We start from the raw sequence: 21,864 nt of genomic DNA, 5'->3' as shown, positions 1-21,864 counted from the left end.
CAAAACAAATCATGTTTTGGGGCTGTATTTGAATTACAATGTGAATTTTGCAATTGTGTTCATAAGCTCTTGGCTTGCATGTTTTAACGTTTCCGTTGAGTGTTTGACTTTATCAAGCGTGATTAGCTGTTCATCAGTTGATGCGTTCACTTCTTCTGCTGCAGCTGCCGATTCCTGTGATATGGCGGAAATGCTTTGAATGGCTTCAGAAATCGCAAGCTGTTCTTCACTCATCCTTTGAATTTCTTCGTAAATGTGATCAATGCCTTGTACCAGCGACTGCATTTCCGCAGTGATCGTGTTTAATACCTCTCCTGTCTCATGAATGGCACTGTTTTGTTCATCATTCATTCTGCTTGCCTCAACCATTGCGTGAGAGGCTTCTTTTGTCTCAAGCTGGATCAGCTTCACAGTCTCGCTGATATGCTTTGTAGAAAGGGCTGATTGCTCAGCCAGCTTCCGCACTTCATCGGCTACGACGGCAAAACCGCGTCCGCTTTCTCCGGCTCTGGCTGCCTCAATGCTGGCATTTAAGGCCAGCAGGTTAGTCTGATCAGATATATTCGAAATCGCTGTAACGACTTCTTCAATATTTTTTGTTTGATTTTCCAAATCCAGCAGCATCGTTTCAACCTTTTTCGTTTCCATGTTGGCTTCGTTTGACTTCATCAGCAGCTGGCCGAGCGCGTCAAGTCCTTTATAGCTTGCATCCTCAGATGATTTTGAGCGTTCTTTCATTCCGCCTGCCTCCTGAGCGATTTGTCTGATTTTCGTTGACAGGCTTTCTGATTTTTCGTTAATGGTTTCAACTTCAGAAGCCTGTTCTGATGCCCCTGCAGCTACTTCTTCAATCGCTTTTGCAATTTGTCCGCTTGTTTCATTTGTTTCCGCAGAGACAGCCGTTAATTGCTCAGAGGTATCAGATACTTTCCCTGAAGAAAGTCTCACTTGTTCAACCATTTCCCTCATATTTTCAACCATCTGGTTAAAGTCATTTGTTAAAATCCCGACTTCATCCTTGGATTTTGATTCAGCGTGCACTGTTAAATCGCCTGCGGAAACTGCCTTCGTTTTTGCAATCAGCTGCTGTATCGGACCGGTTATCGTTTTGGCCAGGAAGTAGCTGAGAATAATTGTGATGATAAGCGCAATCAATGATATCCAAAGATTCGCCCGATTCATTTTATCTGAAATCCACATTAATTGATCGGTATCAAATTGTGTGCCGACTTTCCATCCCGTTTCCCCAATCGTTTGGTACACAACCATTTTCCCATCCACATCCTGTATCCCTTTTTTCTCAGATGCAATGGTTTGCAGTGTTTGATCCTTTGATATATTTTTTCCTTGGTTTGACGGATGGGCCAAAAGATTGCCGCTTGCATCAGCTAAAAAGGCAAATCCATTGTAAGGCACCTGTTGCTTATTGACCATGCTCTGGATAGCAGAGAGCTTCAAATCGTAGCTGGCAACCCCTATCACTTTTTGCTCGTCAAGGATCGCTTTCGATGCAGTCACAATCATATCTCCCGTCACGACATCTTTATAGGGCTCTGTCCAAACAACTTGATCAGGGGTTTGAGCTGCAAGCTTATACCACGATCTTGAGGTCGGATCATAATCATCAGCAAAATCGGCTTTCGGATATGTAAACATTTCTTTTTTCGCGGTGCCTATGTAAGCCAACGCAACATAATCATCGTTATCTTTGATTTGTTTAATGTCATCGTTAAACAGCTGAGAAGCTTCTTTACTTGGTTTTGTTACAAATGTATGAGTTAATTCCCCATTAGCCAATCTTGATAACGAAATAGCATAACTCTTTAATTGCAATTCAATATTTTGTTCAAGTGACTGCGTCACGTTTTGAGTTGTATTTTTCCCATCCTCTGTAATCAGCGGTTTTAGCGTCAGATAAGAAGACAGCATTAAAAGAACAACTGTGACGATTAACATAATCGAAACAAAAACAGCAATCTTCATGTGAAGTTTTTTAAACAAACCAATCCCCCCCTAATTTTTATATCGGTCCTTTTGTTTAAAAAATGAATAATGAAGTAATAAATTATATGAACACCGGAATATATTTACTGAAAATTCAATCCTCATTATCATGGAACGACAACACAAGGAGGGGTGATGATCATACTAAAACAAATGTACGTGCACAACGGCAGAAAATTTGAGGTTCTGACCATCCGTAACTATTCAGAGACTGACATAAAGGGGCTGATGTCACTTCAAAGAGAATGTTTCCCCCCTCCGTTTCCTCAGGAATTGCTGTGGTCAGGGGAACAGCTTGACAGCCATATCAAAACCTTTCCGGAAGGCGCTTTGTGTGCGCTGGTCAATGGCAAAATTGTCGGTTCTATGACTGCTCTTATCGTACATTTTGAGCCTGAGTCACCTGACCATACATGGGCGCAGGCGACAGACAACGGATCTATTAAAAATCATGATCCTCATGGGAATACTTTATATGTAGTGGATATTTCAGTTTCTCCTCAGTATCGAAAGCTTGGAATTGGAAAATGGCTGATGAACACGATGTATGAGCTGACTGTTGACAAACGGCTGGAGCGTCTTCTCGGCGGCGGGCGCATTCCTTTTTATCATAAATGCGCAGGTGAGATCAGCGCTGTACAATACGTTGAAGATGTAATAGAGGGCAGAAAAAAAGACCCTGTGCTGTCCTTTCTCCTGCACTGCGGCCGTTCTCCGATTCGAGTAGTCAGCAATTATTTAGAGGATGAAGAATCATTGAATTTCGGTGTTTTAATGGAATGGAAAAATCCTTTTTATAAAAAAACGAGCTGTTCATCAAAACAGCCCTTTTAAGTGAAATATTCGATTTTCGCATTAGGGAAGTAGGTATCGATATAGGATTCAAGCGCTTCCCGCAGTGCGTGCTCTTCATCTTTCTGATAAATATACTTGCCGATTCCGTATCGGCCCCATTTATAACGCCGTTTTTCTTCATCTAGCTCAAGCTTTGTCTTCGGATAATTCTTCTCGATAACCCGTTTGGCCGGTTTTGTAAAACGGTGCTGAATTAATTCAAACGTAATATCATGCCTGACATCCTCCGGCAAAGCGGCATCAAGTTTTTCAAACAAATGTCTGTACCCTTCTTCCCAGCCTTCATGAATATAAATCGGTGCAACAATAAAGCCTAGCGGATACCCTGCTTTTGCAACCTTTACGGCCGCTTCTATCCGCTTATCAAGAGGTGAGGTTCCCGGCTCAAAGTTTTTAATCACATAGTCAGCATTAATACTGAATCTGAATCTCGTTTTCCCGTTATGCTTTGCATCTAATAGGTGATCGACATGATGGAATTTCGTTACAAACCTGAGCTTTCCGAGCTCGCTTTGTCCAAAATGTTCAATGGCGCGCTTCAGCGTGTGTGTGAGATGATCGATTCCTACAATGTCTGACGTACATGAAGCCTCAAACCTGGTGAACTCTGGTGCGCGCTCCTTCATATACTTATCTGCCTGATCCAAAATCTCTTCGACGTTTACATAAGTTCTGATATACGGCTTTGACCCCATCGTTGTTTGCAGATAGCAGTAATGGCAATGCCCCATGCAGCCTGTTGCAAACGGTATGGCATATTCAGCCGAAGGTTTGGAAGAATCAAATTTTAATGTTTTCCTGACTCCGATGACTAAGGTTGACTTCGCATTGCGATATTGCTGAAGGTGGTTTTTTCCGGGAATATTACGCACCTGATTGTGGGATGTCGTTTCTCTGATTTCAATGCCCATTTTCTCAAATTTATCATGTAATTCCTGGGCCAGCGGATATTCCAGCGCTCTCGGTTCAATATACACAAGCTGCGGAACAAATGGGTTCTGCATAATGCCACATCCTTTTCCTTTACTACCGTTACTTTTCACATAAGACGGAAAGGATATGAGTTGTAATGATTTCCTTGTTACTCATACGGATCAATATCAAATAGTTCTTTGTAGAGTGATTTGGCTTCTTCATAGCTTGCAAACACAGCATCGTCCTCAGCAAACGGATGATAGGTTTCATAAATAAACAGGGAAAGCTCACCTTCATGGTATGGATGGTGCACAATTTCAGCTTCCTTTATGTGGGCAACATTGGCGGCGTGCGGATTTCTGTAAATAACGTAAACTGTATCTCCTGCGTTAAATTGGTTTGACATACTATCCCTCCTAGCCATGTTATTGTGCCCTTCTATACCCTTACTTATGAAAAAAACCAGACAGGCCGGAGGCCGTCTGGTTTTTGTATATTACTTGAATGTTTCTTTTACGAACGCGACAACTTCTTCTGTCGTGCTCATAGATAAGATTTTCTCTTTGAATGACTCAGCTTCTTGTTTAGACAATTTGCTGATTTGTGTTCTTGCCGGAAGGATAGACGTTGCGCTCATTGAGAACTCATCTAAGCCTAGGCCGAGAAGGATCGGAATCGCAATCTCGTCTCCTGCCATTTCTCCGCACATGCCAACCCATTTACCTTCTTTATGTGCCGCTTCAATTACAAGTGTAATTAGGCGAAGGATCGCCGGATTGTATGGCTGATACAGGTAAGATACACGTTCATTCATACGGTCAGCTGCCATTGTGTATTGGATCAAATCGTTTGTTCCAATACTGAAGAAATCAACTTCTTTAGCAAACTGATCAGCGATGACTGCAGTTGACGGAATTTCAACCATCATACCGACTTCAATATCGTCAGATACAGCCTGTCCCGCTTTTACAAGCTTTTCTTTCTCTTCAAGAAGGATCGCTTTTGCTTCTTTGAATTCGTTAACTGTCGCAATCATAGGGAACATGATTTTCAAGTTTCCGTATGTACTTGCACGAAGCAGCGCGCGAAGCTGTGTTCTGAAGATTTCTTGCTCTTCAAGGCAAAGACGAATCGCTCTGTATCCCAAGAACGGGTTCATTTCTTTAGGAAGCTGCAGGTAAGGAAGCTCTTTGTCTCCGCCGATATCAAGTGTCCGCACGACAACTGATTTTCCTTCCATACGCTCAAGAACCGTTTTATAAGCATCAAACTGCTCATCTTCTGTAGGCAGCTGATCTCTTCCCATGTAAAGGAATTCTGTACGGTAAAGGCCAACTGCTTCTCCGCCGTTTTCAAGAACGCCTTTCACATCATCAGGAGTACCGATGTTCGCTGCAAGCTCTACATGATGTCCGTCTTTTGAGACAGTCGGTTCATTGACTAGCTTCGCCCACTCAGCTTTTTGGGCCAAATAAGCATTATGTTTTTCTTCATACTCTTTTACAGTTTCCGCAGATGGGTCAATAATGACATCGCCATTGATGCCGTCAACGATAACAGTCACGCCGTTTTGGATCGTGCCTGTAGCCGCTTTCGTTCCGACAACTGCAGGAATCTCAAGAGAACGCGCCATGATGGCAGAGTGAGAAGTGCGTCCGCCGATATCAGTTGTGAATCCTTTTACGAACTCACGGTTTAATTGAGCTGTGTCAGACGGTGTTAAGTCTTCAGCTACAATAATAACCTCTTCTGAAATCATGCTTGGGTTTGGAATTTCAACGCCAAGCAGGTGGCCGGTTACGCGTTTTGTTACGTCGCGGATATCTGCCGCACGCTCTTTCATATATTCGTTGTCCATTGATTCAAACATGGTAACGAACATAGAAGACGTTTCTTTTAAAGCGAATTCAGCATTCACTGAATCAGTGCTGATTTTTTCTTTCACAGGGTTCAGAAGCTCAGGGTCACTGAGAACTAAAAGGTGAGCAGAAAAAATATCAGCTTTATCCTGACCCAGTTCTTTCAAAGCGTGCTCTTTGATTTTTTCGAGCTCTTCTTTTGAACGTGCAATCGCTTCATCAAAACGGCTTACTTCCGCTTCAGAATCAGAGATGTTTTTCTTTTCAACCGTTAAATCTGGCTCTTCAAGCCGGTACGCTTTTGCAATCGCGATGCCGGCTGAAGCACCAATCCCTTTTAATTCTTGCATTACTCGCCGAGTCCTTCGCTTTTCATTGTTTCTTCTAAAGCGTTAAGAGCATCGTTTTCGTCAGCGCCAGTAGCAGAGATTGTGATCTCAGCACCTTTAGCGATACCTAGAGACATAACGCCCATGATAGATTTAAGGTTAACTGTTTTGCCGTTATATTCTAAATTAACGTCAGCGTCGTATTTGCTTGCAGTTTGTACTAGAACTGTCGCAGGACGAGCGTGGATTCCAGAATCTGCAGTTACTTTAAATGTTTTTTGTGCCATTTTTATCATTCTCCTTTTAACTTAAAGCTTTATTACTTCACAATATTATATCATACAGCCGTACTTGTCATCTGACAAGCACAGCGTACTAACACCTTATTTTTCAATCTTCACAATATCTTCTTGTTCTCTGTTGACTGAGCCGCTTGCTTTAATGCTGACTGTTTCTCCTTCAGCAAGGTTCGTAAATACAATCGGTGTCATGAGAGATGGTACATTCGGTTTGACTGCGTCCAGATCAACTTCAAGAAGTTTTTGTCCAGGCTCAACGCGGTCTCCCTCTGATACGAAAGACGTAAATCCTTCGCCCTTCAGGCTGACAGTATCAATACCAAAGTGGATCAAAATTTCTCTTCCGCCGTCAGATTGCAAGCCGATCGCATGTTTCGTCGGGAATACATTTAGAATTTTTCCTCGCACCGGTGATACGACAATTCCTTCAGAAGGAAGAATCGCAAAACCGTCACCCATCATTTTTCCTGAGAAGACTTGGTCAGGAACATCAGTAATCGGGTGAATTTCCCCGGCAATCGGAGAAACGAAAACTTCCTCGCCGATTTCATTTTGCAGCGGTTCTGCAATCACTTCTTCAACCTGCTGTCCTACTTCTTCTTGAGCAGATGTTTTCGGTTCAGATCTAGGCTTGCGGCCCGCAATAATGTCCTGCATTTGTGTTTTCAAACCGTCAGAACGCGGTCCGAAAATAGCCTGAATGTTGTTGCCGACTTCCAGCACCCCGGAAGCACCAAGCTGTTTCAGACGGTCTTTATCAACCTTTTTCTGATCGTTTACAGTCACACGCAGACGAGTGATACAAGCATCAAGGTGTTTGATGTTTTCCTGGTCACCCATTGCCTGCAGGATCTCATAAGGAAGATCTCCCGCTTCACCTGTTTTCCCAGCTGCTGCTGTTTCTTCCGCAGCATCCTCGCGTCCCGGTGTTTTCAGATTAAATTTGCGGATGGCAAATCGGAATCCGAAGTAGTAAATGAGCGCAAGTCCTAAGCCGACAGGGATGACAAGCCACCATGCCGTCCGGTTCGGCAAAATGCCGAATAGGAAGTAGTCAATTAAACCGCCGGAGAATGTCATACCAATCTTCACATTCAACAGCTGCATGACCATGAATGAAAGTCCCGCGAATACACAGTGAATCGCAAACAGGACAGGGGCAACGAATAAGAATGAGAATTCCAATGGCTCTGTGATCCCTGTTAAGAAGGATGTCAAGGCCGCTGAACCCATAATACCTGCAACGAGTTTTTTGTTTTGCGGTTTTGCTTCATGATAAATCGCAAGCGCCGCAGCAGGCAGACCAAACATCATAAATGGATATTTACCAGTCATGAACGTACCTGCTGTTAACTGTACGCCGTCTTTAATCTGCGCCATAAAGATACGCTGATCCCCGCGGATGATTTCTCCTGCTGCACTCTTGTAGCTGAAGAATTCATACCAGAACGGAGAATAGAAAATGTGATGCAAACCGAATGGAATAAGCGAACGTTCAATCACCCCGAAGATGAATGCAGCAAGGGTTGGATTCGCTTCCACTAATCCTGTTGAAAAGGCATTCAATCCATGCTGGATCGGAGGCCAGATCACTAACATAATAAGACCCAGAATCAGTGCAGAAATTGACGTCACAATCGGAACGAAACGTTTACCCGCAAAGAAACCAAGATATTGCGGCAGTTCAATTGTGTAAAATTTGTTGAACAATAATGCAGCTAATACACCGACGATAATACCGCCGAACACGCCTGTCGCCAATGTAGGTATCCCCAGCATGTTTACATATGCAGGATGGTTTTCCGTGAAGAACTTGGCTCTTTCAATTGAATCAGAAGGAATGGTTCCGTTTGCAAGAAGAACCGCACTCATGGATACGTTCATCACCAGATAACCGATAATCGCTGCAATCCCTGCAACTCCATCACCGTTGGCAAGCCCGATGGCTACACCCACTGCGAAAAGAAGCGGAAGGTTATCGAAAACAATTTGCCCAGCGCTTTCCATAACACCTGCTACGAGCTGTACATTGTCATTGCTCAAGAAATGAAGGACTTGAATCATGTCCTTATTTTGCATCGCATTTCCGATCGCAAGCAAAATACCCGCAGCCGGCAGGATTGCAACTGGAAGCATAAGCGCACGCCCAATTTTTTGAAGAACGCCGAATAATGCTTTAAACATAAGAATTGACCTCCTCTTTTTACTAGTCTGACCTTACAGCTAAAAATCATGACAACGAATTCACAGGCGTAAGTCTTCCAGTTTAACCGTTTACATTTGCCCTTTTACACAACAAAAAGGGCATGAGCAAAATTGGGTGCACAAAAGAACGAGAATGAACTTCCCGTTTTTTCCCCTCAATCACTCATGCCTGATCGGATCAGTAACACGTTATAAGGTTAAACTGAATTTATGAAATTTTATTGGTTAATCGGTACAGATGAAGCGTCAGATAAACCGCTTCCGCCTCATGAACTGGTTTCTTCAATGTTTGCTGCAAGATTTTAATCAATTTCCAAGCTGTATTGTAGCATAGCGGATATTCATTTTTCAATAACAACATTAATTTTTCTGGTTCTTTAGTCGGTTCTTCTTTTTTAATTCTTTCTATTGTAAATCTGATATGCCGGATCAGCCGCAAATAGTTGACACTTTCCTTGTTTACTTTCATTTGAAACGAGTCTTCAATCACCTCAACAAGCTGCGCCATCAGCTGCGAGTGCTGATTGACTTCGGACAACGGACGGTTTGTCAGGGCTGAATGGATATGCAGGGCGATAAAGCCGATTTCTCCTTCCGGTAAGCAGATTCCCGCTTTTTCATTGATTATATCTATGACTTCTTTAGCAATTTGGTATTCGTCAGGATATAGTGACTGAGTCTCCATTAAAAATGGATTTTTCATATCAAAGCCCTGCTGCTGTCTTTTAATCGCAAATGCGATATGGTCTGTCAGCGCAATGTGAATATGTTCATTTAATGAGTGGTTAGTCCTATTGCTGATGTGATAAATGACATCGTTTGAAATATCAACGAGCTTTTCATCAACATAGTCAAGGAGCTTTTTAAACTGCTTTTGTTCCTTCTCGTCCTTTAAAATGAACATTTTATCGTAGCCTTTATCTTCAATGACATCATCTTGTTTTTTTCCGAAACCAATACCTTTTCCGATTAAAACGACTTCGCTGTATTTATGATGAGAAGCAATTAATACGTTATTATTCAGTACCTTTTTCACTGTGAAGGACCCATTCACGATCCTCAGCTCCTTTTGTCATTCAATACATCATATCGTACATAACGAACGGAATGCACGTCAAACCTTTTTTCGATGCTTTCACTAAACAGTCGATCTTTTGATGAGACGGTAATCCAGAACCTTCCTTCCGATTGACTGCCCTTGAATTCTTTTTTGCAGCATGGCAAATGCCTGCTTTCCCATTTCCCTTGTCTGAATATCGATCGTTGTAATACCAAGCGCTTGGCTGATTTCATGGTTATCAACGCTTAGGATTGCAAGTTCATCCGGTACCGATACCCGCTGGTTCTTTGCTTCAAGAAAAAGCCCTGCTGAAACCTGGTCATTGGCAACAAAAATAGCCGTCGGCTTTTCCTTCCACTTTTTCCATTTATGAAAAAGCGCCTTGCCATCATTGATTGTAATCGCTTTCTCAACTACCCATTCTTCACGAAATACTTCTCCGATCTCTTCCAATGCTTCTTTATACGCTTTAATTCGAAAATGGCTGTTCATGCCCTTTTTCCTTGCCAAGCAGATCGCTATTTTTGTGTGCCCTTTGGCAATTAAATAGTCTAAGCCATTCCGGAATGCTTCCCGGTGAGGAATGCTGATGGTTGGAAAACGGCTGATATCTGAATTCTGGCAAAGCAGTATCGGTCCCTCCCATTCCATGAGTTTCTCATCAGCAAGCGCCTTTGAGCAAAAAATCAACCCGTCAACCTGGCGTTGCTTTAATTGGGACAACGCAAAGATTTCTTTCTGTACATCATAGTTTGTTTGGAATAAAGAGAGGTGAATTCCTGATTCTGCGGCTGCGTCAGCTATTCCTGCAATCAGCTCGGCAAAATAAGGCAGGTTAATCGTCGGCAAGACAACACCAATCATGTTTGAAAATCCTTTTGACAGGTGCACAGCGTGGATATTTCTCGTGTACTCCAATGCCTCCATGGCCTCAAGCACTCTATTTCTTTTGTCTTCGCTGACGTAAGGGTGATTGTTTATGACTCTGGAAACCGTTGTAACGGAGACACCGGCTTTTTCTGCAATGTCCTTAATATTCGCCATAGATTCCCTTCTTTCTAAATTCCCTTGATCTGGAATGCGTTTCATACAATATGATAGGGACGTACCAGACATATTTTGTGTTTTTAGCTGAAAGGAGAAGATCACATGGGTTTCTTCATTTTAATTGGATTATGTCTGACTGTTCTCGGCGGCAGTTGTCTTGCTGTAAAACCTCTCAACCAAAAACATGAAATTAAACCCTTTCGAACATTTGATGATTTTTTTATTTAATGCAGATAAAAAAGGACGATGTCGAGAACAAAGTCCTTTTTTATTTCTATTACGGCAGTATGATTAATTCCTTCGGATATTGGGTCAGGGCAACCGCTCCGTCCTTTGTTACGTGAACGTCATCCTCAATGCGCACGCCGCCAACTTCAGGCACATAAATCCCCGGTTCGATCGTGTAGACCATGCCTTCCTGCAACAGTGTATCGTTGGCTTGGCTCATAGATGGGTACTCATGGACAGAAATTCCGAGCCCGTGTCCAAGCCGGTGAGGAAAATAATCTCCGTATCCCGCTTTTTCAATGATGCCGCGCGCAGTTAAATCAAGGTCACCGATTCTGACACCGGGCTTGCTTGCCTCCATCGCGGCTTTTTCTGCTTGAAGCACGGTCTCGTAGATCTCCTCTTGCTTCGGATTGATGGACTTGTATGCAAACGTTCTTGTAATATCAGAGCAATAGCCATCAAGAATAACACCCAGATCAAATAAAACAAAATCACCTTTTTTCAATGTGGCTGTACCCGGATTTCCATGAGGCTGGCCTGATTTTTCTCCGAATAAAACCATTGTAGAGAAAGACATGCCCTGAATTCCTTTTTTCTTCAGCTCATACTCAATTTGAGCGAGCACTTCCACTTCACTGATGCCCTCTCGCAAAGCGGCTGTGCCGACTTCAACACCGTAATCAGCAAGCTTTGCCGCCTCTTTGAGCAAACGAATTTCATTGTCGTCTTTAGTCAGGCGAAATTGATTAAGTGTTTCTTCTGCTGAAACGAATTGAGCCCCGCCGGCCGAATGCTTCAGCTGTTCTGCGCGTGCTAGTGAGATTGAATCCTTTTCTACCGCAAGTGTATGTATGCTGACATTCCGCTTTTTCAAGGCTTTCTCTATCAGTTCCCACGGATTTTCGTGATCTGCATAGCCAATAATCTCATGATCCCAGCCTGCGCTGCGGGCCTGGTCTGCTTCCATTCCCGGGCAAACGAAGAAAGGCTCCTCTTCTTGAAAAATAAATAAGCCCATTAATCGTTCATGCGGCTCTGTGTAAAAACCAGTTAAGTAAAAAACATTTTCTTTCGTATGAATAAATGCGGCCGTATGCCCCGCTTCCTTCAGCCATGAAGAGACGCGCTCTATTCTATTCACTTTTTGTTCCTCCCTGCCATTTGCAATGCTTTGTTCTGTCTTTCATTGTAACAGGTTTTGCAGGTCTTTGCCTTTCGCGGCGCCTTCATTTTCACCCCTTTTATTTTCCGCCTCTCATCCTGTATACTGGGAGTAGAGTTCAATCGCAGGGAGTTGTTCCGTTTGCTGATGAATTTTTTCAGACGAAAAATAGTTATGCTCTTAACGGTTTTGGGAATTTCCGCTCCTTTTATCGGTATGAAGTTGGTCGGCTTTTATTATTACAGCTCTATCCTAGGCTGTGCTGCGGGTTTTCTCTGCTGCATTCTCGCGCTCATTATTATCACGAAAAGATCTGATAAAGACAAAAAAGAAGGCAAAGCTTGATACATAAAAAAACCAGCAGCCCGATTGGACTGCTGGTTTTATTTTAAAAGTCTTAACCCGTTTAAGATCACCAAAATCGTGCTTCCTTCATGACCGATCACCCCAAATGGCAATTCCATCACCTGCAAAAAGTTCGCGCAAATCAGCAGGCAGATCACGCCTAGAGAAAACACAATATTCTGTTTAACAATCCTGTTCATTTTCCGTGACAGGCTGCACATGTTTACGAGCTTTTTCAAATCGTTTTGCATAAGCACCATATCAGCGGTCTCAAGAGCGACATCTGTTCCGCCGCCCATCGCAATGCCGACATCCGCCGCCTTAAGTGCCGGTGCATCGTTTATTCCGTCACCGACCATTGCAATCGTTCCGAATTCTTCCTTTAACCGTTTGATTTCATTTACTTTTTGGTCAGGCAGGCATTCTGCCGCAACAGTTGTCATGCCGGCTTCCTTCGCTATCGCTTGGGCCGTGTCCTTATGATCTCCTGTCAGCATGGCTGTTTTAATCCCAAGCCGGTTCAGTTCCTCCATGACCTCTTTTGCTTCAGGCCTGATTTGATCTTTCAGTGCGATACAGCCCGCTATTTGATCATCCTTTTTCACAAATACAATCGTGTGCCCGCTTTGAGTGACATCTGATGCTGCTTGTTTTATAAATTGCCCTGCCATTTCCGCGCCGATAAAATCTGCTTTGCCGATCTTCCATTTTGCTCCCGACACTTCAGCCATAACGCCAAACCCTGATGTTTCTTCTATCGATATGTAGCCGGACTGATTCACGCCGCGGCTTTCAGCGTACGCTGTTATCGCTTGCGCGAGCGGATGGCTTGATTGCGTTTCGATGGCATAGACAGCCTCAAGAACCTCTGATTCACTGAATCCTTCTGCGATTCTGACAGTCTCAACAGCAGGCTGTCCTTTTGTCACAGTGCCTGTTTTGTCAAAGGCGATCATTTGCACAGAGCCGAGCTGCTCAAGAAAGACGCTCCCTTTAACAAGCATACCGTTGCGTGCGCCATTTGAAATCAAGGAAAGCGCCGCCGGCATAATAGAGGCAACAAGCGCACAAGGTGACGCGACAACCATAAACACCATTGCGCGGTAGAAGGTTTCACTCCAGCTCCAGCCAAGCGCAAAGTGCGGAACGAATAATAAGAGCCCTACTGCGATCAGCACACCTTTTACATAGGCATTTTCAAATCGCTCGATGAAAGCCTGTGCGGGTGACACACTGCTTTGCGCAGATTCAACCAATCTGATAATTTTTCTGAATAACGAATCTTCATTGGCTTTCGTGACACGGACCGTCAAGGAGCCGTTGCGATTCACAGTTCCCGTAAACACAGCATCGCCGGTGCTTTTTTCTACAGGCATTGATTCGCCTGTTAATGCTGACTCGTCAAGGCTTGTTGAGCCCGTTTCAATGACTCCGTCGGCCGCTACACGTTCTCCAGGTTTGATCACAATCATATCTCCGGCCTCTAAGTCCGAAACCGGAACTCTTTTGGTTTCGCCATTGACCATCAGTGTTGCTTCTTCAGGCTCAAGCTGCATTAAAGAAGTTAAATCTCTGCTGCTTTTATTCATCGTGTATGTTTCTAAAGCTCCGCTTAAGGAAAAAATAAATATTAAAATAGCACCCTCTGCCCAGTATCCGATCAAGGCGGAACCAATGGCAGCGAAAATCATTAAAAGCTCTACATTCAGTGTTTTGGATTCGAGCGTTTCTTCGATTCCTTCCTTTGCTTTAGCGAATCCGCCGATCACAAAAGCCAGCAAGTAAAGCGTTACTGATAATACTTGATGTCCGGATAAGAGCCAGCCTGCCAAAATAAGAGCGCCTGACACAAGTGCTGCGATAAGCTCAGCATGCTGCACCCAGTTTTTCTCTCTCTGTCCTGTATTTAATGGCTCGTGCGGATCTTGTTGAACGATAACTTGTTCATTCATATCAAAATCTCCTCTCTAATTGAGAACGCAAATCATCTTCATTTCTCTTATAAAAACAAAATCGCCGCCCAAAAGGCAGCTATATCGTCAGTATCTCTTGATGTCTATCTTTATTATAGCATGCGTGAAGAGAATTTCAATTATAATTATTTTAATTCCTTCTTGATAATAATTATCATTAATATTTATCCAATTCTTCATTATATGAAAAAAGCTGAGAGGCTATGCTCTCAGCTATTCTTCCGTCCATTCTTTCAGTTGTTCCGCCGTCATCGGGCCTATTTTTGTTTTTTCAATTTCTCCCTTTTCATTCAATAAAAACGAGGTTGGGATCGTGATGATGCGATATTCTTTCATCAATTCCCCTTTTGCATCAAGAACAATCGGAAATGTCAGCTTGTTTGCTTTTATAAAGTCTTCAACGGCTTGCTGATTTTGTTCCGAATTCACTAAATTTACCGTTACCAGCTTCACGCTGCCGGATTGATGGGCATCATAAAATGATTGAAACTGGGGGAGCTCTTTTTTGCAGGGCGGACACCAAGATGTCCAAAAATGCAGGATCGTTTTTTGCCCTTTATTCGGAATCGAGATATCCTCCCCTTCTATTGTTTTCATGAGAAAAACAGCGGGAACGGCAGGCTGTTTATCGTCAGCGGCTGACACAGCAGGAGACCATGCAATCATCCCCAATAACATAAGGCATACAGTAAGCAAGCGCTTTGTCAACATGGAATCTTCCTTTCATGCTTTACAATTAGCTTGCCCCTGCTTTTTCTTTATCATCCTTCAATTCGCGGCGTTCTGCTTCCACCCGTAAGAAAAACTGATACCCGCAGCGCTTTGCAAATCTGTGTATAGTGAAGGCTCGTCAGTAAAATCATGCCTGTGTTCATCCCCAGGATAATCCCGAGCATTTGCAGATTCTCCATTGATCCCAGTACATACATCATACTTAAAGCAACGATATGGCTCCACACATTGTGATAAAACGCTTCTTTCACAAAGCCCATCCCGATTAAGCATGCCTGGAGCGGCATGACAAAAAGATGAAAGAGAAAGTAAGGCCACAACAGCTGCAGGTAATACTGAGCTTCAGGGGAGTGAAAAAACAGATGCGTGAGAGGTCCCGCAAACTGAAACATGATCCAGACAGCCGGGATACCGTAACCAAATGTAATGAAAATTGACTGTTTCAGCCTTTTTAGGACAACGTCATACTGCGAAAGCGCGTAAGCTTCAGAAATACTCGGTATCATAACGACCATTAACGAATGGGCAATAAAAGCGGGGAACGAGCCTATTGTCACAGCCACTCCTGCCAGCATTCCATACTGATCGATCGCCGCTGTCCCGGCAACACCTGCTCCCAAAAGCGCCCCTTTTATTAAAAAGGGTTCAATGGCATTGACAATGGCATGAAAAATGCGCAGCCCTGTTGTGGGAATGGAAACAGCAAGCAGTCTTTTTCTTACATCCTTTCCGCGCAAATGAATGTGCTGCTGGCCGGTTACCGCCCGCCTCGCCATGATGAATTGTGAGTATAAATAAACAAGCACGACCACATCACTCACGACCAAAACAAACAAGGAAATCAGCACCGCCATATCCAATTCGAATGAGTACCATTGAAAAAAGAGGAACAAGCACAAGAGCTGGATGATTTTTTTCAGCACATTGGCGACTGCGATCTTCCCCATTTTTTGCACACCCATAAAGTAGCCCCTGGCGATTGAAGTAAAGGCAACAACAGGAATTAAGCCGATGACAATCCCTTTAATAAACGGGTGGTATGTATCAAATACCGGAATAAACGGAAGCGCAATACTGGCGGCGGCCGTAGAAAACGCTGTAAAAACGGCTGTCATTCTGAAAGCGTGCCTCAGCATGCTTTCATGAAGCTTAGGGTTTGATTCGGCAATAAATTTAGAAATTGAAATCGGCAGTTCCAAGCTTGCGATGACAATAATTAAAAAGATTGTAGGCAAAATACTCATGTAAAGCCCCATCCCGTGCTCGCCAAGCTCCCGCGCCAAAATCATATTCACGACAAATTCAAGGCATTCAGCGAAAAAGGCGGCAATGGATAAAAGAATGATCCCTTTCACAAATCGATTCATGATGTCTCCCCTTGTCTCTTGTACTACCAACATCATATGAGACAAGTTCAAAAATTATTTTATTTTTACTCTTTATATGAAAAAAAGCATAGCTGAGACACATTGTCTCTTCTATGCTTAAATGGCAAAAACGTGCCTGCCGATTCTTTCTACGATCTTTCTTGAGCGAATCCAATCATCCGACGCTGTTTTCGGATTATAAAAGAATATGGCATCTGTTTCTCTATTTTTAGAAGACAGCGCTTCTTCAGCTGCTGCAATCGATTCTTGATCAGGCTCTTGATTAATGCTTCCGTTTGAGACTGGTTCAAAGGCGTTTTTCTGATAAATAACCCCTCTTATGGTATCAGGAAAACCTTTTTTCTCCGTTCTGTTCAGCACAACGCTCGCTACAGCAACCTTGCCTTTATATGATTCTCCCTTAGCCTCTGCGTGAACGAGGCGGGACAGCAAATCTTTTTCAGACTGTGTATATGTGTCTTTCTTTTCATTTGTTTCGGCTGGTTTGTCTTCCTCTTTCTTTTCAGTGTGTGCTGACAGCTTGATTGGCTTTATTTTTTTCTGGTCCTTATCAGCAGACAGTGAAGGGAAAGATTCGTTTGTGTCTAGATCTATATGTTCAAGCCATTTCGCTTCTTCATGTTTTGTCTTCTTTGTGCTCAGTAGTGAAGCTTGTGTATGTTCAATTTTTGCTGCAGGCATGAAACAAAGAAGAAAAACAGCCAGAGCAGTGAATTTCGACGTCATACAGTTTCCTCCTTAAAGTGCTCAAAAAACACTTCATAACCTTAACAAGAGATCCATTCATTTTCACGGAAAAAGATTTTCCAACTCTCCCAAAGTGGTATCAGGATGGAATATACCGGATGACGCGTTAGTTAACGGAAGAAAAACAGGATGAAATTCTATAAATCTTGTCATTTTAAAACATGTTTATCCATTTTTGGCGATTTACATTTTGTTTACGTATGTTACAAACGAATGTAATAAAGGGTCTTGATTCTGTCATATATGATAAAAAGGCTTCCCACGAGTGAGAAACCTTCAGCTTCTTGGCTGTTCTAAGTATTGAAATATAACATCTCCGCCTTGCTGGGCAATGCCTCGGAAATGTTTAAAATCATCTTGTTTAGATAACACGGCCCTGAAATCCAGGAAATGCTCTTTCTGGACTCTCAGTTCGTTTATTGCACCAGTGCGCAGCTGTTCAATCAGTTCAGTTATCTCTTCGGGATGCAACGAAAATTCCCCCTTTTTCTTTCTTTTGACGAAAATCAATATATCATCTTTATAACGTCAGGACAATTCCTTAGGGAGATAAAACTCCTTATCGCTTTACTTCTCAATGAAAATACTGCAAAATACTTTCAAAAGGCATTATTATGTTTAAAGGAGAGGAAGCTTGTGAAAATCGCTAAGGTTGGAAACGTCATTGAATTTAAGAACGGATTAACCGGTGTTGTTGAAAAAGTAAATGAGAATTCTGTTATTGTTGATGTGACGATCATGGATAACTATCGGGATCTTGAGTTAGATTCATTGACAGTTGTTAATCATAAAAATTACAAGATCATCAGAGACTCCTATTAAAACCTCCTTATTTCCACATTCATACGCAACTGCAAGACGATCAATTAAACACCTTACATATGAAATTCGCTTTCTCAAAAGCTGCCGCCGGCAGCTTTTTTACATAAAAACACCGATTATGAATCGGCGTTTTTGTCTGTTTCCGTTATTTCTATATAAAATTCGCTGGCGGATCCTGGTTCGTACAGGTTGACCAATGACGTTGAATAATTTGTGATTTCCCCGTTGAAGACAAGGTTTCGCTCCGGAACCTCGACGTTAAACGTTTTTTCATACAACAGGACAGCGATATCATGGTAAGTCTCACTCGTCACGTTAAGGGTAAATAAAATTTTACGCTTCGGCTCGTTTTCTTCTTGATATGCAGCCATTTCTAACGTAACACCGTTTAATCGCAATGTCTTCACTTTTCATCACTCCTTTATAGTCCATGCATCTTAGCATATCTTAGCGGACGTTTACAATGAATCTGTTCCGATCGTTATGTTACCCAATTCGTAAGAAAAGACACCTTTACAAACATACGTTCGATATTTTATAATAAAACAGACGAGCTGCCATCCAGCATCCCGTCTTTTCATTAGAAAGCGGCGAGTGACATTCCCCCGGATTCACTCGTCTTTTTTATGTAAAAACCTCCTCATTTCTCAGGAGAAACTATATGATCGATTATCAACAAATTACGGTTCACCATGCGGCACTGTGTCAGGCTTTGTACGAATCACGGATCATAACAGAAATGCTGTATCTTGGCATCCATTAATGAGAGCGGTCAATCAAGCCGTTCATGTGAAGTTCATACAATCACATTCATTATATTTTTAAAAAAGCATCCATTTTGCAAAAAATTACATGTGTGTATGTTTCGTGCTTCTCCATATCAATCCTGAACACTTCTGAATGAAATGTAATCATCCTGCTCACAAGGTAGCGTGTGTATGGTTTCCATCATGGAAGCAGATTCTACATGAAATGCGCTCTATAACAGAGTTTGAATCTGTATTTCAAGCACAATATACTGCCTCTTAGAACATTTCCGGACAAGAATCTATGGAATGCAAACCCTTGTCCTCACTATTTACCTGTTCTCATAATAAGGATGTCCAAGATTTAGAGATTCAATGCAATTATCTTCGATTTTTACTCTGACCTATACATCCTTATATATTGTTAAATACTGTGTCCCAGACTGACGTATTCTCTTGTCCAAGACTCCAGCTGCCAAGACCCTTCAGATGATATTTTTGAACGAGTTTTATTTTTGCTATGAGTGATTGTTCATTTTTAAACCATAATGTATATGTTCCCTGTGGCCATGGGCCCTTGCAGTGTTTGACAGTAAAAACAGCTTTTAGAGATTGACTCTTCGTATCAAAAATAATTGTCCCGTTATGTCTTTTTATGATTGAGTTAACAAGGGAAAGGGAAATGGCTTGTGAGGCAGAGTGGCCTTGCATCCAGCAACAGCCATAGAAAGGCAATCCTAAAACTAGTTTTTGGGGAGAGATTTTTTGAATGAGAGCATACTGAATGGACTTTTCCACCCAGCCTACACTTGCAGTAGGCCCAGCAGAGCGGCTTTCATCATAGGCCATAACCATAAGATAGTCTGCATACTTAGCTAAATGCTCATAATCATATGATCCGTGCCAGCCCTTCGTCCAGCCAAAAGGATTTGCCGCCACTGCAACTGATACCTCTTTACGCTTAGGAATACCTTTTCTCACCAGTCTAACAAAATCCGTAAATGCCTGCCGATCTTTCTCTGTAAGATTTTCTATATCGATATTGACTCCGTCTAGGTTCAGTTCTTCTATTGCATTAGAAATTTGTTTAGCCAAAAGCACTCGGTTCTTTAATGCAGATCGTCCCAAACCCTGATCCCAATGATTGCTCAGAAAAGGAACTACTTTTAATTTTCTTCTATGAAGGGCCTTAATTACATCGGGATTAGCTGAACGGAGAAGCAATGATCCATCTTTCCTGATATAGAAAAAGTCAGGAGACACGACATTTAATACTCCATTCGTTTGATCAACGTGATGAATATAATCGCAACCTAATCCAGAATAGAAATAGCTCATTTGAAACATCTCATAACCCCTTATCCCCAAAAATATCAAGTTCCCAACAAATAAAAAAATGATTGATCATTTTTCAATTTGTTTCGTTTCCGAAACTTCATAGATTACCTCTCTCTTATCTTTATCATTTGTCCAGGATAAATGATATCTGAAGAAAGCTTATTAAGATTCATAAGTTGTTGTACCGGAATATTAAAGGATTTGGAAATCGTCCATAGTGTATCACCAGATTCCACATGATACACTTCGTATGTCACGGGAAATTCCATATAACGAGGCGTTCTTTTTACTTTATTCAGTTGGTTTTTTGTTTTAGGTATTTTCCCATTCATTCTTATTACTCTCCTTTAGAAAAATTTATTTTTCACATCTCTAGACCGTTTCTGTCTTATTTTAATAATTTGTCCAGCATATATTTGATCTGATTTGAAATGATTAAGCTCCATGATTTGCTGCAGAGAAACTTTATACTTCATGGCAATTTTCAATAATGTTTCACCGGGAGTAACATGATGAATCTCGTATTTTTCTTTGAGAACATCTACGTAATGTATGGTTTCCCCTACGTTCCTTATGATTCCTCTTCTTTTTAGCACCTCAATCATTCTCTCAGCTCTATGCCGATAGGAGTCATTCTTCACTGCCTTTTTACCGTTTATCTGAATCTTTTTTCTCTCGCTATCGTGATTCAAATAGTATTTCACCTTTTCAAATGTTTCTTTTGGCGAGGAAGAGACGATGAGATCGCGGCCAGGTTTGAATTTACCTCGAACTGCCGGTGTATCCGATGTTAATAAAACCCCGCCGGAACCAAGAATCTCATAGGTGCGCTGCGTAAGCTGGCTTTCACAGTTTTGCAAACCGATAATGATTTTTGCTGAACTGTAAACTTTATATGCTTCAGTATAATCGAGGTATCCATGAATCCAATTACGGGGAATTTCTTTTCCTATATGTTTACTCATTTTTTCCCAATTTTTCCCCCAGAAATCTATGCGAATCCCTTTTCGTATAAGAGGGCGAATAAGCGTTTTTAAAGAGGACGAACGGAACACTTCCGGATGTTCTTCAAGATAATTAGGGTAAGCATTAGCCACCACTGCTATATCACAACTGTATTTCTCCAATGGTTTAATCTGATGATGTATACTTTCGTGATATGCAAAGTCTAAGTGAGCTGCTTTAATCCCCATGCTTTCATAAATTTTACACAGAGAAGGTGTAACGGTGAAAACAAAATCCGGTTTCATCTTTTTAATTAACGGGATGGTAAAGTTTTGAGTGTGCAGCGGGTCTTCAGTTGCCCAATAAACGAGAGGGATATTCACCTTTTTAGTTGCGTTGCGTATCCAAGCTTGCTTTTCCCTTGAATGCTCTGGTGTCCATCCCATAGATACGATTAGATCCGGTTTAAATTCGTCTATCATTTCAGTAATATTTTCCCGGCTTACAGGACCTGAAATCATTACGGTATGGCCTGCTTCCCTAAACCCATTTGGTAAACCATAGAGCCACATGGGATGACTCTCGAGAAAAAGAATTTTCACACAGTTTCGTCCTCTCTTTCACTTTTTGATGTCTACTTTATTGGTATGTAGACGTAATATAACTTGTCGCGGTACTAGTCTAAAAAAGACGTTCAAGCTTCCTGCAAAATAAATTTAAGAGAACGTAAACTTCACCACTGAAAAATGCAGAGGATAACTGGGATATACTTAAGGTGCTTCCGGATTGCGCTACCCATATACAGTGTAAATAATAGCTTGTGCGGATGTCCTACAGAAAAAGCAGGCGATTTTCAACATAT

At 42.1% G+C, this 21,864-nt stretch carries 21 protein-coding genes; 3 read left to right on the top strand and 18 right to left on the bottom strand.

The genetic code is table 11. The annotated features are described in order from the left end of the window. Positions 1-33 precede the first annotated feature (33 nt). Positions 34-2,001, bottom strand: coding sequence for a methyl-accepting chemotaxis protein McpC (gene mcpC / locus MOC09_RS02590; protein ID WP_268369442.1), 1,968 nt, complete (start codon positions 1,999-2,001; stop codon positions 34-36). A 138-nt stretch (positions 2,002-2,139) separates the two neighbouring features. Here mcpC and MOC09_RS02585 point away from each other — a divergent pair, with 138 nt between their 5' ends. After that, positions 2,140-2,838 (top strand): GNAT family N-acetyltransferase, encoded by a 699-nt coding sequence (locus MOC09_RS02585; protein ID WP_268369441.1) that lies wholly within the window; start codon positions 2,140-2,142, stop codon positions 2,836-2,838. Here the strand turns inward: MOC09_RS02585 and splB are convergent. The 8 genes from splB to papB form a co-directional block, all read right to left on the bottom strand. Next, positions 2,835-3,863 carry a spore photoproduct lyase gene (gene splB, locus MOC09_RS02580; protein ID WP_268362192.1) on the bottom strand — a complete coding sequence of 343 codons (1,029 nt, stop codon included), beginning with the start codon at positions 3,861-3,863 and terminating at the stop codon, positions 2,835-2,837. The two genes, MOC09_RS02585 and splB, sit on opposite strands and share 4 nt — an antisense overlap. A gap of 77 nt (positions 3,864-3,940) precedes the next feature. Continuing rightward, the gene (gene splA / locus MOC09_RS02575; RefSeq protein WP_003218644.1) at positions 3,941-4,180 is read right to left on the bottom strand and encodes a splAB operon transcriptional regulator SplA; all 240 of its coding nucleotides are present in this window, start codon (positions 4,178-4,180) and stop codon (positions 3,941-3,943) included. 90 nt (positions 4,181-4,270) lie between these two features. Continuing rightward, complete coding sequence (gene ptsP / locus MOC09_RS02570) at positions 4,271-5,983, bottom strand: phosphoenolpyruvate--protein phosphotransferase (protein ID WP_003218638.1); 1,713 nt, start codon at positions 5,981-5,983, stop codon at positions 4,271-4,273. Continuing rightward, positions 5,983-6,249 (bottom strand): phosphocarrier protein HPr, encoded by a 267-nt coding sequence (locus MOC09_RS02565; protein WP_003218637.1) that lies wholly within the window; start codon positions 6,247-6,249, stop codon positions 5,983-5,985. The genes ptsP and MOC09_RS02565 overlap by 1 nt, the downstream gene beginning before the upstream one ends. Before the next feature lie 96 nt (positions 6,250-6,345). Then, entirely contained in the window at positions 6,346-8,445 is a 2,100-nt protein-coding gene (gene ptsG / locus MOC09_RS02560) for a PTS glucose transporter subunit IIABC (protein ID WP_268369439.1), read from the bottom strand. Between the two features lie 229 nt (positions 8,446-8,674). Beyond that, a complete protein-coding gene (gene glcT, locus MOC09_RS02555; protein ID WP_268362188.1) occupies positions 8,675-9,520 on the bottom strand; it encodes a glucose PTS transporter transcription antiterminator GlcT in 846 nt (281 codons plus the stop codon). 84 nt (positions 9,521-9,604) lie between these two features. Next, entirely contained in the window at positions 9,605-10,570 is a 966-nt protein-coding gene (locus MOC09_RS02550; RefSeq protein ID WP_268362186.1) for a LacI family DNA-binding transcriptional regulator, read from the bottom strand. Between the two features lie 280 nt (positions 10,571-10,850). After that, positions 10,851-11,945, bottom strand: coding sequence for a di/tri-peptidase (gene papB, locus MOC09_RS02545; protein ID WP_268362184.1), 1,095 nt, complete (start codon positions 11,943-11,945; stop codon positions 10,851-10,853). 162 nt (positions 11,946-12,107) lie between these two features. Here papB and MOC09_RS02540 point away from each other — a divergent pair, with 162 nt between their 5' ends. Further along, positions 12,108-12,311: a hypothetical protein gene (locus tag MOC09_RS02540; RefSeq protein ID WP_268362182.1), complete on the top strand. Its 204-nt coding sequence runs from the start codon at positions 12,108-12,110 to the stop codon at positions 12,309-12,311. Positions 12,312-12,349: 38 nt separating this feature from the next. Here the strand turns inward: MOC09_RS02540 and pfeT are convergent, their stop codons facing one another. The 5 genes from pfeT to MOC09_RS02515 all read right to left on the bottom strand — a co-directional run bounded on the left by pfeT (position 12,350) and on the right by MOC09_RS02515 (position 17,622). After that, positions 12,350-14,263 carry a metal-transporting ATPase PfeT gene (gene pfeT / locus MOC09_RS02535; protein WP_268362179.1) on the bottom strand — a complete coding sequence of 638 codons (1,914 nt, stop codon included), beginning with the start codon at positions 14,261-14,263 and terminating at the stop codon, positions 12,350-12,352. A 234-nt stretch (positions 14,264-14,497) separates the two neighbouring features. Then, complete coding sequence (gene stoA, locus MOC09_RS02530) at positions 14,498-14,995, bottom strand: endospore biogenesis thiol-disulfide oxidoreductase StoA (protein ID WP_268362177.1); 498 nt, start codon at positions 14,993-14,995, stop codon at positions 14,498-14,500. A 50-nt stretch (positions 14,996-15,045) separates the two neighbouring features. Beyond that, positions 15,046-16,383, bottom strand: coding sequence for a sporulation protein YkvU (ykvU, locus tag MOC09_RS02525; protein WP_268362175.1), 1,338 nt, complete (start codon positions 16,381-16,383; stop codon positions 15,046-15,048). A 117-nt stretch (positions 16,384-16,500) separates the two neighbouring features. Next, positions 16,501-17,130 (bottom strand): cell wall hydrolase, encoded by a 630-nt coding sequence (locus MOC09_RS02520; protein WP_268367056.1) that lies wholly within the window; start codon positions 17,128-17,130, stop codon positions 16,501-16,503. Positions 17,131-17,427: 297 nt separating this feature from the next. Then, a complete protein-coding gene (locus tag MOC09_RS02515; RefSeq protein WP_268358223.1) occupies positions 17,428-17,622 on the bottom strand; it encodes a hypothetical protein in 195 nt (64 codons plus the stop codon). Between the two features lie 165 nt (positions 17,623-17,787). Here MOC09_RS02515 and MOC09_RS02510 point away from each other — a divergent pair, with 165 nt between their 5' ends. Beyond that, positions 17,788-17,973, top strand: coding sequence for a YkvS family protein (locus tag MOC09_RS02510; RefSeq protein WP_003232446.1), 186 nt, complete (start codon positions 17,788-17,790; stop codon positions 17,971-17,973). A gap of 116 nt (positions 17,974-18,089) precedes the next feature. On the opposite strand, the gene MOC09_RS02505 is transcribed toward MOC09_RS02510, so the two are convergent. The 4 genes from MOC09_RS02505 to MOC09_RS02490 form a co-directional block, all read right to left on the bottom strand. Continuing rightward, positions 18,090-18,380: a DUF3219 family protein gene (locus MOC09_RS02505; RefSeq protein ID WP_268358224.1), complete on the bottom strand. Its 291-nt coding sequence runs from the start codon at positions 18,378-18,380 to the stop codon at positions 18,090-18,092. Between the two features lie 753 nt (positions 18,381-19,133). After that, positions 19,134-20,066: a glycosyl hydrolase family 18 protein gene (locus MOC09_RS02500; protein WP_268358225.1), complete on the bottom strand. Its 933-nt coding sequence runs from the start codon at positions 20,064-20,066 to the stop codon at positions 19,134-19,136. Positions 20,067-20,161: 95 nt separating this feature from the next. Then, positions 20,162-20,389 (bottom strand): LysM peptidoglycan-binding domain-containing protein, encoded by a 228-nt coding sequence (locus tag MOC09_RS02495; protein ID WP_268369437.1) that lies wholly within the window; start codon positions 20,387-20,389, stop codon positions 20,162-20,164. Between the two features lie 15 nt (positions 20,390-20,404). Next, complete coding sequence (locus tag MOC09_RS02490) at positions 20,405-21,604, bottom strand: glycosyltransferase family protein (RefSeq protein ID WP_060398503.1); 1,200 nt, start codon at positions 21,602-21,604, stop codon at positions 20,405-20,407. Positions 21,605-21,864: the final 260 nt, after the last annotated feature.

It is taken from the genome of Bacillus sp. N12A5 (genome assembly GCF_026790125.1).
In the GTDB taxonomy this organism is placed as follows: Bacteria; Bacillota; Bacilli; order Bacillales; family Bacillaceae; genus Bacillus.
This window is presented reverse-complemented; position numbering and strand designations above follow the sequence as displayed.

Coding starts and splice junctions, on each gene's coding strand:
- MOC09_RS02585 (WP_268369441.1), top strand. CDS start 2,140: ATGATCATACTAAAACAAATGTACGTGCACAACGGCAGAAAATTTGAG.
- splB (WP_268362192.1), bottom strand. CDS start 3,863: ATGCAGAACCCATTTGTTCCGCAGCTTGTGTATATTGAACCGAGAGCG.
- splA (WP_003218644.1), bottom strand. CDS start 4,180: ATGTCAAACCAATTTAACGCAGGAGATACAGTTTACGTTATTTACAGA.
- ptsP (WP_003218638.1), bottom strand. CDS start 5,983: ATGCAAGAATTAAAAGGGATTGGTGCTTCAGCCGGCATCGCGATTGCA.
- MOC09_RS02565 (WP_003218637.1), bottom strand. CDS start 6,249: ATGGCACAAAAAACATTTAAAGTAACTGCAGATTCTGGAATCCACGCT.
- ptsG (WP_268369439.1), bottom strand. CDS start 8,445: ATGTTTAAAGCATTATTCGGCGTTCTTCAAAAAATTGGGCGTGCGCTT.
- MOC09_RS02550 (WP_268362186.1), bottom strand. CDS start 10,570: ATGGCGAATATTAAGGACATTGCAGAAAAAGCCGGTGTCTCCGTTACA.
- pfeT (WP_268362179.1), bottom strand. CDS start 14,263: ATGAATGAACAAGTTATCGTTCAACAAGATCCGCACGAGCCATTAAAT.
- stoA (WP_268362177.1), bottom strand. CDS start 14,995: ATGTTGACAAAGCGCTTGCTTACTGTATGCCTTATGTTATTGGGGATG.
- ykvU (WP_268362175.1), bottom strand. CDS start 16,383: ATGAATCGATTTGTGAAAGGGATCATTCTTTTATCCATTGCCGCCTTT.
- MOC09_RS02520 (WP_268367056.1), bottom strand. CDS start 17,130: ATGACGTCGAAATTCACTGCTCTGGCTGTTTTTCTTCTTTGTTTCATG.
- MOC09_RS02500 (WP_268358225.1), bottom strand. CDS start 20,066: ATGTTTCAAATGAGCTATTTCTATTCTGGATTAGGTTGCGATTATATT.
- MOC09_RS02495 (WP_268369437.1), bottom strand. CDS start 20,389: ATGAATGGGAAAATACCTAAAACAAAAAACCAACTGAATAAAGTAAAA.